The organism is Methylobacterium sp. Leaf112 (genome assembly GCF_001423295.1).
Lineage (GTDB): Bacteria > Pseudomonadota > Alphaproteobacteria > Rhizobiales > Beijerinckiaceae > Methylobacterium.
In genome coordinates this window covers 22,341-37,793 of the sequence record NZ_LMNG01000030.1, presented here as the reverse complement: position 1 = coordinate 37,793, position 15,453 = coordinate 22,341, and the positions used below count along the sequence as shown (strand labels likewise).

At 68.0% G+C, this 15,453-nt stretch carries 18 protein-coding genes; 11 read left to right on the top strand and 7 right to left on the bottom strand.

The annotated features are described in order from the left end of the window. Nucleotides 1–62: 62 nt before the first annotated feature. The 7 genes from ASF52_RS14040 to ASF52_RS14010 form a co-directional block, all read right to left on the bottom strand. A complete protein-coding gene (locus ASF52_RS14040) occupies nt 63–818 on the bottom strand; it encodes a pseudouridine synthase (protein ID WP_056173120.1) in 756 nt (251 codons plus the stop codon). After that, on the bottom strand, nt 815–1,747 hold the full coding sequence (locus tag ASF52_RS14035; RefSeq protein ID WP_056173116.1) for a class I SAM-dependent methyltransferase: 933 nt from the start codon (nt 1,745–1,747) through the stop codon (nt 815–817). Before ASF52_RS14035 ends, ASF52_RS14040 begins: the two co-directional genes overlap by 4 nt. 188 nt (nt 1,748–1,935) lie before the next feature. Further along, a complete protein-coding gene (gene era / locus ASF52_RS14030; protein WP_443136683.1) occupies nt 1,936–2,838 on the bottom strand; it encodes a GTPase Era in 903 nt (300 codons plus the stop codon). Nucleotides 2,839–2,905: 67 nt separating this feature from the next. Next, nucleotides 2,906–3,700, bottom strand: a complete 795-nt coding sequence (rnc, locus tag ASF52_RS14025; RefSeq protein WP_056173111.1) for a ribonuclease III — start codon at nt 3,698–3,700, stop codon at nt 2,906–2,908. A gap of 14 nt (nt 3,701–3,714) precedes the next feature. Beyond that, nucleotides 3,715–4,515: a signal peptidase I gene (gene lepB, locus ASF52_RS14020; RefSeq protein WP_056173108.1), complete on the bottom strand. Its 801-nt coding sequence runs from the start codon at nt 4,513–4,515 to the stop codon at nt 3,715–3,717. Nucleotides 4,516–4,632: 117 nt separating this feature from the next. Beyond that, nucleotides 4,633–5,046 carry a holo-ACP synthase gene (acpS, locus tag ASF52_RS14015; protein WP_056173106.1) on the bottom strand — a complete coding sequence of 138 codons (414 nt, stop codon included), beginning with the start codon at nt 5,044–5,046 and terminating at the stop codon, nt 4,633–4,635. After that, nucleotides 5,043–5,801 (bottom strand): pyridoxine 5'-phosphate synthase, encoded by a 759-nt coding sequence (locus tag ASF52_RS14010; protein WP_056173103.1) that lies wholly within the window; start codon nt 5,799–5,801, stop codon nt 5,043–5,045. The genes acpS and ASF52_RS14010 overlap by 4 nt, the downstream gene beginning before the upstream one ends. Nucleotides 5,802–5,917: 116 nt before the next feature. On the opposite strand from ASF52_RS14010, the gene ASF52_RS14005 reads away from it, so the two are divergent. The 11 genes from ASF52_RS14005 to ASF52_RS13955 all read left to right on the top strand — a co-directional run bounded on the left by ASF52_RS14005 (nt 5,918) and on the right by ASF52_RS13955 (nt 15,423). Further along, a complete protein-coding gene (locus ASF52_RS14005; protein ID WP_056173100.1) occupies nt 5,918–6,292 on the top strand; it encodes a PH domain-containing protein in 375 nt (124 codons plus the stop codon). A 71-nt stretch (nt 6,293–6,363) separates the two neighbouring features. Then, nucleotides 6,364–6,621, top strand: coding sequence for a PepSY domain-containing protein (locus tag ASF52_RS14000; protein ID WP_056174085.1), 258 nt, complete (start codon nt 6,364–6,366; stop codon nt 6,619–6,621). Between the two features lie 35 nt (nt 6,622–6,656). Then, a complete protein-coding gene (locus ASF52_RS13995; RefSeq protein WP_056173097.1) occupies nt 6,657–7,361 on the top strand; it encodes an MgtC/SapB family protein in 705 nt (234 codons plus the stop codon). 326 nt (nt 7,362–7,687) lie between these two features. Beyond that, nucleotides 7,688–8,167, top strand: coding sequence for a 30S ribosomal protein S6 (gene rpsF, locus ASF52_RS13990; protein WP_056173095.1), 480 nt, complete (start codon nt 7,688–7,690; stop codon nt 8,165–8,167). 3 nt (nt 8,168–8,170) lie between these two features. Beyond that, nucleotides 8,171–8,458: a 30S ribosomal protein S18 gene (gene rpsR / locus ASF52_RS13985; protein ID WP_056173092.1), complete on the top strand. Its 288-nt coding sequence runs from the start codon at nt 8,171–8,173 to the stop codon at nt 8,456–8,458. Between the two features lie 154 nt (nt 8,459–8,612). Further along, nucleotides 8,613–9,614, top strand: a complete 1,002-nt coding sequence (locus ASF52_RS13980; RefSeq protein WP_056173088.1) for a DUF2232 domain-containing protein — start codon at nt 8,613–8,615, stop codon at nt 9,612–9,614. Nucleotides 9,615–9,674: 60 nt separating this feature from the next. After that, complete coding sequence (rplI, locus tag ASF52_RS13975) at nt 9,675–10,238, top strand: 50S ribosomal protein L9 (protein ID WP_056086662.1); 564 nt, start codon at nt 9,675–9,677, stop codon at nt 10,236–10,238. A gap of 269 nt (nt 10,239–10,507) precedes the next feature. After that, entirely contained in the window at nt 10,508–11,998 is a 1,491-nt protein-coding gene (locus ASF52_RS13970; protein WP_056086665.1) for a replicative DNA helicase, read from the top strand. A gap of 125 nt (nt 11,999–12,123) precedes the next feature. Continuing rightward, the gene (gene alr / locus ASF52_RS13965; RefSeq protein WP_082515326.1) at nt 12,124–13,221 is read left to right on the top strand and encodes an alanine racemase; all 1,098 of its coding nucleotides are present in this window, start codon (nt 12,124–12,126) and stop codon (nt 13,219–13,221) included. 21 nt (nt 13,222–13,242) lie between these two features. Next, on the top strand, nt 13,243–14,676 hold the full coding sequence (gene radA, locus ASF52_RS13960) for a DNA repair protein RadA (RefSeq protein WP_056173085.1): 1,434 nt from the start codon (nt 13,243–13,245) through the stop codon (nt 14,674–14,676). 135 nt (nt 14,677–14,811) lie between these two features. Continuing rightward, the gene (locus tag ASF52_RS13955) at nt 14,812–15,423 is read left to right on the top strand and encodes a CvpA family protein (protein ID WP_056173082.1); all 612 of its coding nucleotides are present in this window, start codon (nt 14,812–14,814) and stop codon (nt 15,421–15,423) included. The last annotated feature ends 30 nt before the right edge of the window (nt 15,424–15,453 follow it).

Here is a 15,453-nt window from a genome sequence, read left to right as displayed (position 1 = left end):
AATGGGCGGGGCCTTACCAGACGGTTTTTGCGATGGCAAGGTTTTGGGGCGGGCGGAGCCCGTCAGGCCTGTGCGCCCCCGAAAACGGCGGCGATCGCGGCCTCGTCCATCACCCGGTACGCGCCGGCCTCGAGATCGGCCGGCAAGTCGAGCCCGCCGATTCGGTCGCGGTGGAGGCCGACGACGTGGTTACCGACGGCGGCGAACATGCGCCGGACCTGATGGTAGCGACCCTCGTGCAGGGTGACGGCGGCGCGGGTCTCGTCGTGAACCTCCGTCTCCACCGGCAGGAGCGGCTTGTCCTCGCCCTCCAGCATCAGGGTGCCGGAGGCGAAGATCGCGGCTTCGTTGCCCTTGAGCGGGCGGTCCAGAGTCACCTGGTATCGCTTGGCGACGTTGGATTTCGGCGCGATGATCCGATGCAGCAGGGCGCCGTCGTCGGTCAGCAGCAGGAGGCCGGACGTCTCCTTGTCGAGGCGGCCGACGGTGGACAGGGCCGGGTCGCGCCGGCGCCAGCGGTCGGGCAGCAGACCGTAGACCAGCGGCCCCGCCTCCTTGTGCGAGCAGGTGACGCCGAGCGGCTTGTGCAGCATCAGGGTCACGCCCGGCGGCGGATCGAGGGGGGCGCCGTCCACCATCATGCGCTGCGCCAGATCGGGTGTGACCGGGATGCGCTGGTCCGAATCCCGCAAGGCGGCGCCGTCGAGGACGACGAGGCCGGCCCCGGTGAGGAGCCCGATCTCACGGCGCGAGCCGTAGCCCATGTTCGCGAGCAGGCGGTCGAGGCGCAGGGTCGGGGTCTTGCCCGCCTTGCTCATTTCCGGGCCTCGAAGATCTTGTAGCCGCCGGACGATGCTTTCAGCTCGACGGTCTTGAATGCGGCCTTGAGGGGCTTCTCGTAGGGAAGGTGCATGTTGGCGGTGAGCCACAGGGTACCGCCCGGGCGCAGGGCCTCGGCCGCACGGGCGATGAAGCCCTGGCCGAGGGCCTGATCCTCTGAACCGCCGTCGTGGAAGGGCGGGTTCATCACCACGAAGTCGAGGCGGCTGAGGCCGAGATGGCCCGCGCGGATGTCGGCCCAGCGGATCGTGGCGCGCGGATCGCCGACGTTGCGCGTCGCCATTTCCACGGCACGCCGGTCGATGTCGATGAGGGTCAGGGTCGTGACCTTGGGCGAATGCAGGACGGAGCGCGCCAGGACCCCGAGGCCGCAGCCGAAATCGGCACCGCTGCCGGAGAGCGGGGGGAGCAGCGACAGGAGCAGGGCCGAGCCCGGATCGAGGCGGTCGTAGGAGAAGATGCCGGCCTGCGAGCACAGGGCGAGGTTGTCGATATGACGCGGACCACCCTCATCGAGGGCCGCCTTCAGATCGCCGATGGCCTCCGGCCGATCGACCACGCAGATGCGGTGGTGGCGCCGGGCGCTCTCCGTCGCCGGCGCTCCGAAGCCCGCGAGTTCCTTGGCCAAGCGCGATCCGCCCCTGTCCTTCGGGGCGAGGGCCGTGAGGCGACCGCCGGGACGCAGCGCGCGCAACGCCTGGGCCAGGACGTAGCGCCGCTCGATGGTGCCGGCCGGCGCCAGCACGTCGATCCGTTCGAGGCTGCCCAGATCGACATCCTCGATCCGTGGCGACCCCGGGATCAGCGGCGAAAGTTGAACGGCGCCGTCGGCGGCCCCCTCCGGCCCATCGATGAGTTCAGCGGGCGGAAGGCCGTAGACGGCGTGCGAGAACGATGTGACGGACATGATGATACGATCCGGCGCGGATGGTGCGCGCCTCGACGGCTGAGAGCGTGACGGGTGACCTGGGCTGGTCGGTGATAGCCGATGCCGAAGCAGGTTCGCGTCGGCAAGCCAACGCTTCACCCTGTTCGGCTTCCTGACAGGTCGCCGATCCTCGACGGGAAACCGGCGACCACATGGGTGAAACCTTGCTAGCCGCGGGGGAATTCCAGGCCCATCTCGCGGTAGCGTGCCGGATCGTCGGCCCAGTTCTCGCGCACCTTCACGTGCAGGAACAGGTGAACCGTCTGCTCGGCCGCCTCGGCGATCTCCCGCCGCGCCGCCTGGCCGATGGCCTTGATGGTCTGACCGCCCTTGCCGAGCACGATGGAGCGCTGGCTCTCGCGCTCGACGAAGATGGTCTGCTCGATGCGCACCGATCCGTCGGTCCGCACCTGCCACTGATCGGTCTCGACGGTGGAGCGGTAGGGCAGTTCCTCGTGCAGGCGGTCGTAGAGCTTTTCGCGGGTGATCTCGGAGGCCAGCATGCGGATCGGGGCGTCCGAGACCTGATCCTCGGGGTAGAGCCACGGGCTCTTCGGCATCATTGAAGCCAGGGTCGCCTTCAGCACGTCGATGCCGTCGCCGTTCAGCGCCGAGATCATGAAGGTGTGGGTGAAGGCGATGCGCTCGTTGAGCGAGGCGGAGAGCGCCAGCAGGCGGTCGCGCGGGATGAGATCGATTTTGTTGAGGATCAGGACCTTGGGGCGTTTCACGTCGGGGAGCTTGGCCAGGATCGCCTCGACCTCGTCGGAGACGCCCTTGCGGGCATCGATGAGCAGGCACACGGCGTCGGCGTCCGACGCGCCGCTCCAGGCGGAATGCACCATGGCGCGGTCGAGGCGGCGCTTCGGCGCGAAGATGCCGGGGGTGTCGACGAGGATGATCTGCGCCGTGCCCTCCATGACGATGCCGCGCACGAGTGCGCGCGTCGTCTGCACCTTGCGGGAGACGATGGACACCTTGGTGCCGACGAGGCTGTTCAAAAGTGTCGACTTGCCGGCATTCGGGATGCCGATGAGAGCGACGAAGCCGGCGGTGGTGTTCTCCGGCATGGGCGCCGAAGGGATCGGCACCAGGGGCGGCAGATCGTCGTCGTCGTGGTCGGTCTCGAAATCGGGATCAGACATCGGGGGAATTTCCTTCGCGGACGTCCGCCGACGTCTCCATTGTTGGGGTGGGGGTCTGACCGAGCACCTCGCGCTCCAGCACAAGGCGGGCGGCCTCCTGCTCGGCAAGGCGCTTGGACGGGCCGGAACCGATGCCGGGCGCGAAGCCCTCGACCCGGGCGGCTATGCGGAACAGGGGGGCATGATCGGGGCCGGAGCGCTCCACCACCTCGTAGGCGGGGATCGGCAGGCCGCGGCCCATCGCCCATTCCTGGAGCGACGACTTGGCGTCGCGTCCCCGCGGGGCGGCCGTGTCGACGCCCGGGGTGAAGGCGGCCTCCACGATGGCCTTGGCCTTGGCATAGCCGGCGTCGAGGAACACGGCGCCGAGGATCGACTCGCAGGCATCGGCCAGGATGGTCTGGTTGCGGCGCCCGCCGCTCTGGACCTCGCCGGGGCCGAGCAACAGGTGCGGACCGACATCCCAGGTGGTGGCCACGGCGGCGCAGGTCTCGCGCCGGACGAGGCCGGCGAGGCGCCGCGACAGGTCACCCTCGTCGGCTCCCGGAAACGCGGCGTAGAGGAGATCGCCGATGGCGAGACCCAGCACACGATCGCCGAGGAATTCGAGGCGCTGATAGCTGCCGAGACGGCCATTGCCGCCCGCCTTGCTCACGTGGGTCAGCGCCAGGACCAGCAGGTTCGGGTCGGCAAAGGCATGGCCGATCGCGGCTTCGAGCACGGCGAGGCCGGGCTTCGGACGCGGCGCGCGCCGCGCCCGGCTGGAGGGACGCGCCTCTTCGTCCACGGTTCGCAATCGCCCTACTGAATGGTGGTGAACAGGCGGCCCCAGCGGACCTTCGCCGGCCAGTTCCAGATCTGCCACGCCGGCGTGCCCTCGTCGATGGAGAAGAAGATCATCTCCGCCCGGCCGACGAAATTCTCGAACGGCACGAAGCCCACATTGGCGAGATCGCGCGAATCGGTGGAGTTGTCGCGGTTGTCGCCCATCATGAAGAACCGCCCTTCCGGCACGGTGTAGGGCTCGGTGTTGTCCCAGTAACCGTTGTCGCCGTCGCGCTCGATCACCTTGTGGGTGACGCCGCCCGGCAGGGTCTCGAGGTACTGCTCGGCCTTGGCCTGCTCACCGTAGGGGCCGGTGGTCTCGAACGGCGCGATCTTCTCGCGCTTGACCGGCACGTCGTTGATGTAGAGCAGGCCGGCCTTCATCTGGATCTTGTCGCCGGGCAGGCCGATGACGCGCTTGATGTAGTCCGTGGCATTGTCCTTGGGCAGCTTGAACACCGCGATGTCGCCGCGCTTCGGGGTCGCCGCCCAGACCCGGCCGTCGGCCGTGAACGGCAGGTACTCGCTCAGGGGCAGGGAGTATTTCGAGTAGCCATAGGAATATTTCGAGACGAACAGGTAATCGCCGATGAGGAGCGTCGGCACGAGCGACCCCGACGGGATGTTGAACGGCTGGAACAGCAGCGTCCGTACCACGAGGGCGATGAGCAGCGCCTGGCCGCCGACCTTCAGGGTTTCCTTGATGCTGGCCCAGGTTCCGGTCTCGGCCGCCTTCAAGTCATGCTTCGTCTGGTGGTCCACGCGGGCACGTTCCATCTGGCTGGCCTCTCCGATTCGACACGGAAGGCCGACATCCAGGCCCCGTCCGTCATCGACGGTCGAGCGGCGGCATAGACCATGCGCGGAGGAGCCGCAACGCGAGGGGGCCGCCAGCTAGGCCCGGAGGGTGCCGAGCGGCACCGCCTCGATGATCACGAAGGCCTGAGCCATGGGAGGATCGTCCGTAAGGGTGATGTGGACCTTGGGGGCATAACCCGCCGGAATCAGCCCGGCGAGGTGCGTCGCGGCCCCGCCGGTCAGGCGTAGGGTCGGGCGACCGCCGGGCAGGTTCACCACCTCCATGTCCCGCCAGAATACGCCCTGGCTGAGACCGGTGCCGAGCGCCTTGGCGCAGGCCTCCTTGGCGGCGAAGCGCCGGGCGTAGGACGGCGCGCGGGCGGCGCGGGCATCGCATTTCGCCCGCTCTCCGTCGGTGAAGACCCGGTGGGTGAAGCGCTCGCCGTAGCGTTCGAGGGAGCGTGCGATGCGGCGGATGTCGCAGAGATCGGAGCCGATGCCGACGATCATGCGGCGCTCGCTCCCCGGGCGGCGTCCATGGCCGCCCGCATGTCGCGGACGGCTTGATCCAACCCCGTGAAGATCGCCTCGCCGATGAGGGCGTGGCCGATGTTGAGCTCGGCGATCTCGGCCAACGCCGCCACCGGTCCGACGCTGTCCAGGGCCAAGCCGTGACCGGCATGGATCTCCAGGCCGAGGCTGGCGCCATGCGTCGCCGCGCGGGCGATTCGAGCGAGTTCCACCGATACCCGTTCGGTGTTTCCGGCCGCCACCGCCTCGCAATAGGTCCCAGTGTGGAGCTCGACCACGGGGGCGCCGAGGCGGTGTGCGGCGTCCATCACCGCGACATCGGGCTCGACGAACAGGGATACGCGGATGCCGGCCGCGCTCAGGGCAATGATGCGGGGCGCCAGATGTTCGTGGCCGCCGACGATGTCGAGCCCCCCCTCGGTGGTGCGCTCCTCGCGCTTCTCCGGCACGAGGCAGGCGGCATGGGGCTTCAGGCGAATCGCCAGGGCGACCATCTCGTCGGTGGCCGCCATCTCGAAATTGAGGGGGACGGTCAGGACCCGGGCCAAGGTCTCCATGTCGGCGTCGCGGATGTGGCGCCGGTCCTCGCGCAAGTGCGCCGTGATGCCGTCCGCCCCCGCCTCGACGGCCATTCGCGCCGCCCGGATCGGATCGGGATGCCCGCCCCCGCGCGCGTTGCGAACGGTGGCGACGTGGTCGATGTTCACGCCGAGACGCAAGGAACGATGAATCATGTATCCGGCGGACTCCAAACGCGATCCCCACGGAGATCAACACGGCCCGGTCGTTTCACCAGGCCAGCACCATCGTTACATAGGCCTCGCAAGTACGAACGGGGATACGGCATACGATGGGATTTCTCGACGGCCTTCTCGGCCACGGCAGCGACCTCTCGGCGGCGGAGGTCAGCGAGCAGCTCGCCGGCATCCTCACGGAGGGTGAAAGCGTGCAGGTCGCCTTCCGACTCCTGAGGGATCTCATCGTGTTCACCGACCGGCGTTTGATCCTCGTGGACAAGCAGGGGATCACCGGCCGCAAGGTCCAGTACATGACGGTGCCGTACCGGGCGATCACCTGCTTCTCCGTCGAGACGGCCGGGAGTTTCGACCTCGATTCCGAACTCAAGATCTGGGTGTCCGGCAGGGCCGAGCCGATCCAGAAGACCTTGAAGCGGGGCGCGAACATCCTGGGCATCCAGCAGGCGATCGCGGCATCGATTCGGTAGGCCGCGCAGGAACCCACCCCCGGCATTCCCGTTGAACCGTCTGGATTTTTTGCCGGCTCATGGAGTTCTGGATGTCACGCTCGATTCCCCTCGCCCTGGCGCTCGCCCTTGCCGCATCGACGGCAGCACTCGCCGACCAGCCCGGAGCCGATTGGATGCCCGCCGCGCAGGTGAAACAGAAGTTGATGGCGGAGGGCTACACCAGCATCACGGAGTTCGAGGCCGATGATGGCCATTGGGAGGGCGAGGGCGTGAAGAACGGCACGAAGATGCAGTTCCACGCCGATCCGAAGACGGGGGCACTCCTGTCCGAAAAGCCGAACAAATAACCGGACGCCCACGAGCGGACGATGAGCGTCGAATCGTGCTGAGCAACGTCGACATGGTTGGCCGCTTGTTCGTGGCCGCGCTGCTCGGCAGCGTCATCGGCTTCGAACGGGAGCGACTGGTGTGGGCGGCCGGCATGCGGACGCACATGCTGGTCTGCGTCGGTTCGTGCCTGCTGATGATCGTCTCGGCCTTCGGGTTCGCCGACATCCTGGGCCGACCGAACGTGACCCTCGATCCGTCGCGTGTCGCCGCCCAGGTGGTGTCCGGCATCGGCTTCCTCGGTGCCGGCACGATCCTCCTGCGCGGTGAGGTCGTGAAGGGCCTCACAACCGCCGCGAGCCTCTGGGCGGTGGCCGCCATTGGTCTTGCGTCCGGGGGCGGGCTCTACGTACCGGCCATCGCCACAACTGCCATCGTGCTGGGTATCCTGGCGGGCATGAAGCCGCTGGAAGAACGCTACCGCGAGCGGCGCCAGAAATACGATCTGCGCATCGTCGCTCGACACAATGCGCTGACCCTCGCACACCTGCACGCCCTCGCCGGGCCGTGTGCGCCGAAGCTGCGGCAGATCGTAATTCGCCAGCACGGAGTCGATGCGAGCGATGAGATCACCCTTTGCCTCGTGCATGTCGACCGCAATACCCTCGATGCGCTGACCGAGCGGCTGCGCCGGCACGAAGCCGTCGCGAGCGTGGAGACGATCCACCGCGAAACCACCACGCGGGATCCCAGCGTCTGAGATGCCGAGCCGAAGGTCGGCCCTTCTCACCGCTCTGGGCCCGAATGGCGGCTGCCTTGCCAAGCCCGAACAACTGGTTTATCCGCCACCCCTCGTGTTCGCTCCGGCTGGGGGCTGAACGGACGATGCCGATTCGTTCGGCATAGGGCGAGGTTCCGCAAGGGCTTTTCCCGTCGTCCCGTGTCTCCGCCTTCGATCAACCGCTCGGGCCTTCAAACGGCTCGAAGGGCTTGGCGCCGGGCGATTTCGCGTACGAACCGGCCCGACGCTTCTTATCCCGCACTCCCATGTGCCGTCGGGTCCCTTTGGATATGAAGGGCCCGTTAATGCCTCTCTACGAACACGTCTTCCTGGCACGCCAGGACGTGACGACCCAGCAGGTCGAGACCATGGTCGAGACCTACAAGGGCGTCATCGAAGCCAATGGCGGCAAGGTCGAGAAGATCGAGATGTGGGGCGTGAAGTCCCTCGCCTACCGCATCAAGAAGAACCGCAAGGCGCATTTCACGCTCCTCAACGTCGACGCCCCCCCGGCCGCCCTGGCCGAGATGGAGCGCCAGATGCAGATCTCCGAGGACGTCCTGCGTTTCATGACCGTCCGCGTCGAAGAGCTCGAGTCCGAGCCGTCGGCGATGATGCAGAAGCGCGACCGCGACGACCGCAAGGATCGTGAGCGCGGCCGTCGTCGTGACGACGAAGGCTTCGGCGGTGGTGGTGGATTCGGCGGCGACCGCGATCGCGGCGACCGTGGTGATCGCGGCGACCGGGGCGACCGCCCCGAGCGCAGCTTCGGCGGGGAGGCTTAAGCTATGGCGTTTGGTGCTGGACCCGGTGCACCCGCCGCTGGCGGTGCTGGTGGTGGTGCGGGCGGCGGACGCCGTCCCTTCTTCCGTCGTCGGAAGACTTGCCCCTTCTCGGGCGCGAACGCGCCCAAGATCGACTACAAGGACGTCAAGCTCCTGTCGCGCTACGTCTCCGAGCGCGGCAAGATCGTCCCGTCGCGCATCACGGCGGTGTCCGCCAAGAAGCAGCGTGAGCTCGCCCAGGCGATCAAGCGCGCCCGCTTCCTCGGCTTCCTGCCCTACGTGATCAAGTAGTCACGACCGCCTCGGCTCCGATGGAGCCGAGGCACATGCCGGTTCACCGGTAGAAGTGTTTCGTACCGGCCTTCGATGGTGAGGGCTGGGAGACGTTGGGGCGATGCGTGCCTCTAACCCTGCCCGGCACCGGGACAGTGGGACAGCGGGATCGATGGGTCAGTTTCTCGGAATCGGTATCGGCGCGGGCCTCGTCTCGGCTCTCCTCTTCGGCGTGCTGCTGAAGGCGACGGCACTCGCCATCATCCTCTATCTGCTCGCCCCGCTCCCGATCCTCATCGTCGGGCTCGGCTGGAGCCACAAGGCCGCCCTCGTCGCGGCCGTCACCGGCAGCCTCGCGCTGGCCCTCGTGGTGCAGCCCTTCCTCGGCCTCGGCTTTCTCGCCTATCTGGCCCTGCCCGCCTGGTGGCTCGCCTACCTCGCGCTCCTCGGCCGGCCCGGCGCCGACGGTACTATGGAATGGTATCCGACAGGCCGGCTGCTGGCCTGGACCGCCGGCACGGCCGGCCTTGCCTTCGTCGCCATCGCGGTCATCGCGGCGCCGAACTACGAGACCTTCCACACGCAACTGCGCGACATGACGCGCACCATCGTGAAGATCCAGACCCAGGGGCGCGCGGCCGTCCCGGCCCAGACCGCCCCTGATGCGGCGGACCCGGATGCTCCGAAACCGGACGCGAGCAAGCCCGACGACACCTTGAAGGACGACGTGTCCGACGCCCTGGCCCGCATCGCGCCGGGTCTCGCCGCGCAGGGCTTGGCCGTCCTCCTCGTGTTCTACTTATGGGCCGCCGCGAAAATCGTAAAAGTGTCGGGCCGCCTGCCCCGGCCTTGGCCCGACCTGCCCTCCACGCGGATGCCGCGCCGGGTCCTCGGCATCCTGGCCGTCGCCCTCCTGCTGACCTTCACGCCGGGCTATCCCGGTGTGCTCGGCGTGGCCGTGGCCGGCGCCCTCAGCGCGGCCTTCGCCATCCAGGGACTTGCCGCCTTCCACGACCGAAGCCGGGGCCGCCCGGGGCGTCTCGCCCTACTGTTCGGCCTGTACCTCATCCTGTTCGTGACCCAGGGGATCGCCTTCGTGGCCTTGACCCTGTTCGGCATCGCCGACACCGCCCTCGACCGGCGCCGTCCGAAGGACGTGCCCGGGCGACCTTGAGCCTGCCGCCGGCCGAGGCCAGCGGTTTTCCATCCCAACCCCAACCGAAGGACCAGAACCATGGAAGTCATCCTCCTCGAGCGCGTCGCCAAGCTCGGCCAGATGGGCGAGACCGTGAACGTGAAGCCAGGCTACGCCCGCAACTTCCTCCTCGCCCGCGGCAAGGCCCTGCGCGCCACCGCCGGCAACAAGAAGCACTTCGAGACCCAGCGCGCCCAACTCGAGGCCCGCAACCTCGAGAAGAAGTCCGAGGCCCAGACCGTCGCCGAGACTCTCGAGGGCAAGAGCTTCGTGCTCATCCGCCAGTCGGGCGAGACCGGCGTGCTCTACGGCTCGGTCTCGACCCGCGATCTCGCCGAGGTCGTCACCGCCGAGGGCTTCTCGGTCGGTCGTGACCAGTTCGCGCTGAACCAGCCGATCAAGACCCTCGGCCTGCACGTCGTCCCCGTCGTGCTGCACCCCGAGGTCGAGGTCTCCGTGACCGTCAACGTCGCCCGCTCCCCCGAGGAGGCCGAGCGTCAGGCCCGCGGCGAGTCCACCACCGAGCGCGAGGCGTTCAACCTCGACGACCTCGGCCTCGAAGTCGGCGCGGCGCTGGCCGAGGCCGGCGACGACCGCGAGTAAGCCGATTCACGGCCCTTCGGGGCGGTGGAGAACGGGGAGCGATAGCTTTCACGGTTTGACTTGTTCCTCGTTTGTTCCAAAATAGACGCCCGCGCCTCGCCTGAGTCGCGGGCGTTCGTGCGTCCGGCTCTGGCCGGGTTCGCACGCGGATCGGTCGATCGTGATCAGAGGCTCTTAACCACGGTGCGCCATGGTTGGCCTCTGAATGAAGGCGGGTTGGGTGACCACATCCCCGCGCGCTTGGAAAAGTCGGAGCCTCGAGTCAGCCCATGGCCCTGCCCAACGCCCTCGTGGCCAACCTTCAACAGGTGACGCAGGAATTCCGCGTCGCGCCGCACAACATCGATGCGGAGCAGGCCCTGCTCGGCGCGATCCTAGTCAACAACGACGCCTACTATCGCATCTCGGACTTCCTCCTGGCCGAGCACTTCATGGAAGACGTCCACCGCAAGATCTTCGAGGTGGCCTCGCAGCTCATCAAGGGTGGCAAGCTCGCGACCCCGATCACCCTGAAGACGTATCTCGGCGACGCCGATCTCGGTGGCCAGACGGTGATGCAGTACCTCGCCCGCCTCGCGGCCGAGGCGACCACGGTCATCAACGCGGGCGATTACGGCCGCACCATCTACGATCTGGCTATACGGCGCCGGCTCATCACCATCGGCGAGGATCTGGTGAACGGCGCCTACGAGGCCCCGGTGGAATCCTCGCCCCGCGACCAGATCGAGGGCACCGAGCGCAGGCTCTACGAACTCGCCGAATCGGGCAAGTACGACGGCGGCTTCCAGAAATTTTCCGAGGCGCTCACCACCGCCGTCGACATGGCCGCCAAGGCCTACCAGCGCGAGGGCAAACTTTCGGGCATCGCCACCGGCCTGTCCGACCTCGACGCCAAGATGGGCGGTTTGCAATCGTCGGATCTCATCATCCTCGCGGGCCGCCCGGCCATGGGCAAGACCTCGCTGGTGACCAACATCGCCTTCAACATCGCCAAGGCCTATAAGGGCGAGAAGGGCGCCGATGGCGTGATGAAGACGGTCAACGGCGGCATCGTCGGGTTCTTCTCCCTCGAAATGTCGGCCGAGCAGCTCGCCACCCGCATCATCGCCGAGCAGTCCGGCGTGCCCTCCTACAAGATCCGCCGCGGCGACATCCGCCCGGAGGATTTCTACAAGATCACCGATGCCGCCCGGGACATGCAGACGATCCCGTTCTACATCGACCAGACCGGCGGCATCTCCATCGCCCAGCTCGCGGCGCGTGCCCGGCGCCTCAAGCGCCAGAAGGGTCTCGACCTGCTCATCGTCGACTACCTCCAGCTCCTGTCGGGCTCCGGCAAGCGCTCGGACAACCGCGTGCAGGAGATGACCGAGATCACCACGGGCATGAAGGCGCTGGCCAAGGAACTCGCCGTGCCGATCATCGGCCTGTCGCAGCTCTCGCGTCAGGTCGAGAACCGCGAGGACAAGCGCCCGCAGCTTTCGGACCTGCGCGAATCGGGCTCCATCGAGCAGGACGCTGACGTGGTGATGTTCGTGTTCCGCGAGGAGTACTACGTCAACAACAAGAAACCCCGTGAGGGCACGGAAGAGTTCTTCGCCTGGGAAGCCGAGATGAACCGCGTCCACGGCAAGGCCGAGGTGATCCTGGGCAAGCAGCGCCACGGCCCCACCGGCACGGTTGAGCTCCAGTTCGACGCAAACATCACGCGGTTCTCGAACCTTGCCCAGTCGGACCGGATCCCCGACCAGCATATGTGATCGCATGTCAGGCGATTCGGTGACAATTCCTGCGAGCGATCTGGTGGTGGAAGCCTCCGGCCCTTGTTTAGGGTCTGCTTCGGAACGAACCCTGCCGAATCAATGACCGAACAAAGCTGGACAGCGTGATCGAAGCAGGCCACGGCGCCACCCTCACCATCGACCTCGGGGCCATCGCGGCGAACTGGCGCCGCCTCGCGGACGAGGCGCCCGGCCTCACCTGCGCGGCGGTGGTCAAGGCCGACGCCTATGGCTGCGGCCTCACCCAAGTCGCGCCCGCCCTGTGGGCGGCCGGGTGCCGAACCTACTTCGTCGCCCACCTCGGCGAGGCCGTCGCGGCGCGCGCGCTTCTGCCGCATGCGACCATCTACGTCCTCAACGGGCTCCTGCCCGGCATCGGCCCCGCGCTCATCGCCCATGCCCTGCGCCCGGTCCTAGGATCGCGCGACGAGATGATCGAGTGGGCGGCGCTTGCCGCCGAGTCCGGCGCTCCGAGGCCCGCCGCGCTCCATATCGACACCGGGATGAACCGCCTCGGCTTCTGCGTGTCCGAGGCGCTGGGACTCGTCGACGATCCCCTCGTGGCCCGGGCGGGCATCGACCTCCTGATGACCCATCTCGTCAGTGCCGAATTGCCGGACGAGGCCATCAATGCGCGGCAGGCTGCGGACTTCGCCCGCCTGCGCGCGGCCTTGCCGGGAATCCCCGCCTCCTTCGCCAATTCATCCGGCGTCTTCCTGGGTACGCGAGCCCACCACGACCTGCTGCGCCCCGGCTATGCGCTCTTCGGTGGCAACCCCAAGCCGGGTACACCCAATCCCATGCGTCCAGTGGTGCGCCTGGAGGCGACCATCGTGCAGGTTCGTACCGTCGTGGCCGGCGAGACCGCCGGCTACAACGCCGCCTGGCGTGCGGATGGCCGACGCCGCCTCGCTACCCTCTCACTCGGTTACGCCGACGGCTATCCGCGTGCGGCGAGCGGACGGGGTATGGCCCTGGTCGACGGCGTACGTTGCCCAATCGTCGGGCTCATCTCTATGGATCTCGTCATTCTCGACGTCACCGGCGCCCCCGGCGCAGCGCGTGGTGGAACCGCGACGCTCATCGGTGACGTTCTCGACATCGACACTGTCGGGCACGCTGCCGGCACCATCGGCTACGAGATCCTAACGGGGCTGGGTTCTCGCTATGTTCGCCATTATGTGACAGGAACCGAGGCCTGAGGGGCCTCTTCCGGACGCGTCATGGCCAAGATCCAACAGACCTTCGTCTGCCAGTCCTGCGGCGCGGTCTACAACCGCTGGCGCGGGCGCTGCGAAGCCTGCAACGGCTGGAACTGCATCGCCGAAGAGACCGGTGCCGCCGGCCCCCAGTCCGGCCCGGTCAAGACGCGGCCGAGCCGCGCCAAGGGCCGGGTGTTCCCGCTGGAGGGGCTCACCGGCGAGGTCAAGCAGGCGCCGCGCATTCCATCGGGTATCAACGAGCTCGATCGGGTGACCGGCGGCGGCTTCGTCCGCGGCTCGGTGATCCTGCTCGGCGGCGATCCCGGCATCGGCAAATCCACACTGCTGATGCAGGCCACCGCCGCCATGGCGCGCACGGGGGAGCGCGTCGTCTACATCTCCGGCGAGGAAGCGGTGGCCCAGGTGCGCCTGCGCGCCGAGCGCCTCGGCCTCGCCGACGTGCCGGTGGAGCTGGCGGCCGAGACCAACGTCGAGGACATCGTCGAGACCCTGTCGCAGGGGACGCCGCCTGCCCTCTGCATCATCGATTCGATCCAGACCATGTGGACCGAGACGGTGGAATCGGCGCCCGGCACCGTCACCCAGGTGCGCGGCTCGGCCCAGACCCTGATCCGCTTCGCCAAGACCACCGGCACGGCGGTGATCCTCGTCGGTCACGTCACCAAGGACGGGCAGATCGCGGGCCCCCGCGTGGTCGAGCACATGGTCGACGCGGTCGCCTCGTTCGAGGGCGACCAGGGCCATCACTTCCGCATCCTGCGCGCGGTGAAGAACCGCTTCGGACCCACCGACGAGATCGGCGTGTTCGAGATGACCGACATGGGGCTGGCAGAGGTGCCGAATCCCTCCGCCCTGTTCCTTGCCGGCCGCGACCACGCGGCGCCGGGCACGGCGGTGTTCGCCGGCATGGAGGGGACGCGACCCCTGCTGGTCGAGATCCAGGCCCTCGTCGCGCCCTCCTCCCTCGGCATGCCGCGCCGCGCCGTGGTCGGCTGGGACCCCAACCGCCTGTCCATGGTGCTCGCCGTGCTGGAGGCCCATGGCGGCATCCGGCTCGGCACCCACGACGTCTACCTCAACGTTGCCGGCGGCCTGCGCATCACCGAACCGGCGGCGGATCTGGCTGTCGCCGCCGCCCTGGTCTCGTCCCTTTCGGGCTCGGCACTCCCGTCCGAGACGGTGTATTTCGGGGAGATCGGTTTGTCGGGCGCCATTCGCCCGGTGGCCCAGGCGCCGGCCCGCCTGAAGGAAGCGTTGAAGCTCGGCTTTGCCAAGGCGGTGACGCCTCAGGGGCGCGGCGAGGGCGGCAACGACGGGTTTCCCACCGAAGCCCTGCGCCACATCGCCGACCTCGTCGCCGGTATCGCCAGCAACGGCCCGCGCCGGGTCGGGTCCGGCCGGGGACGCGGTGGGGTGGAGTACGACGAGGATTGAAGCTCGTCCCGGCCGGGATGCCGGTCGGCTTGAGGGTGACGGCCAGGATTCGGCACGATATACAGGGGCGCGGCCGGGGGAAGCCGCAGGATACGCTTTGCCGAAGCAACTCCCTTGAAGTGACAATCGCCCACGATGCCGTTCTCCGTTCTCGATCTCGTCGTGCTCGGCATCGTCGTGGTGTCCGCGTTGCTCGCGGCCGTGCGTGGCGCCACCCGAGAGGTGCTGGCCATCATCGCTTGGGTCGCCGCCGCCGCCGTTGCCTGGAAGCTCTATCCCCTGCTCCTGCCGACGGTGAGCCAGCACGTCACCAACGCCACCGTGGCCTTGGTGGCGTCCATCGCGGCGATTTTCCTCGGCACCCTCATCGTGGTCTCGATCATAACCGTGAAGGTGTCGGACATGATCCTCGATTCGCGCATCGGCGCCATCGATCGGTCTCTCGGTTTCCTGTTCGGCGCTGGGCGCGGCTTCCTGATCTGTGTCATCGGCTGGGTGTTCCTGGCCTGGCTCGTCCAGGGCAAGATGCCCGATTGGGCAGCCCAGGCCCGCAGCCGCCCGATGCTGGAGAAGTCCGGGGAGGCCCTGGTGGCGCAGTTGCCAGAGAACCCCGAAGGCCTGCTGAAGCAGTTCAAGAAGCCGAAGGCGGACAACCCGTCCGACCCCGTCGAGCCGCCGGAGGGCGACGTGCCGGCCCAGCGCCGCAGCGATGCACCGTCCCCAGCCACGCCCGCCTCGCGACGCTGATCTGCGGTGCCGGCGCTTGGTGCCCGGGCG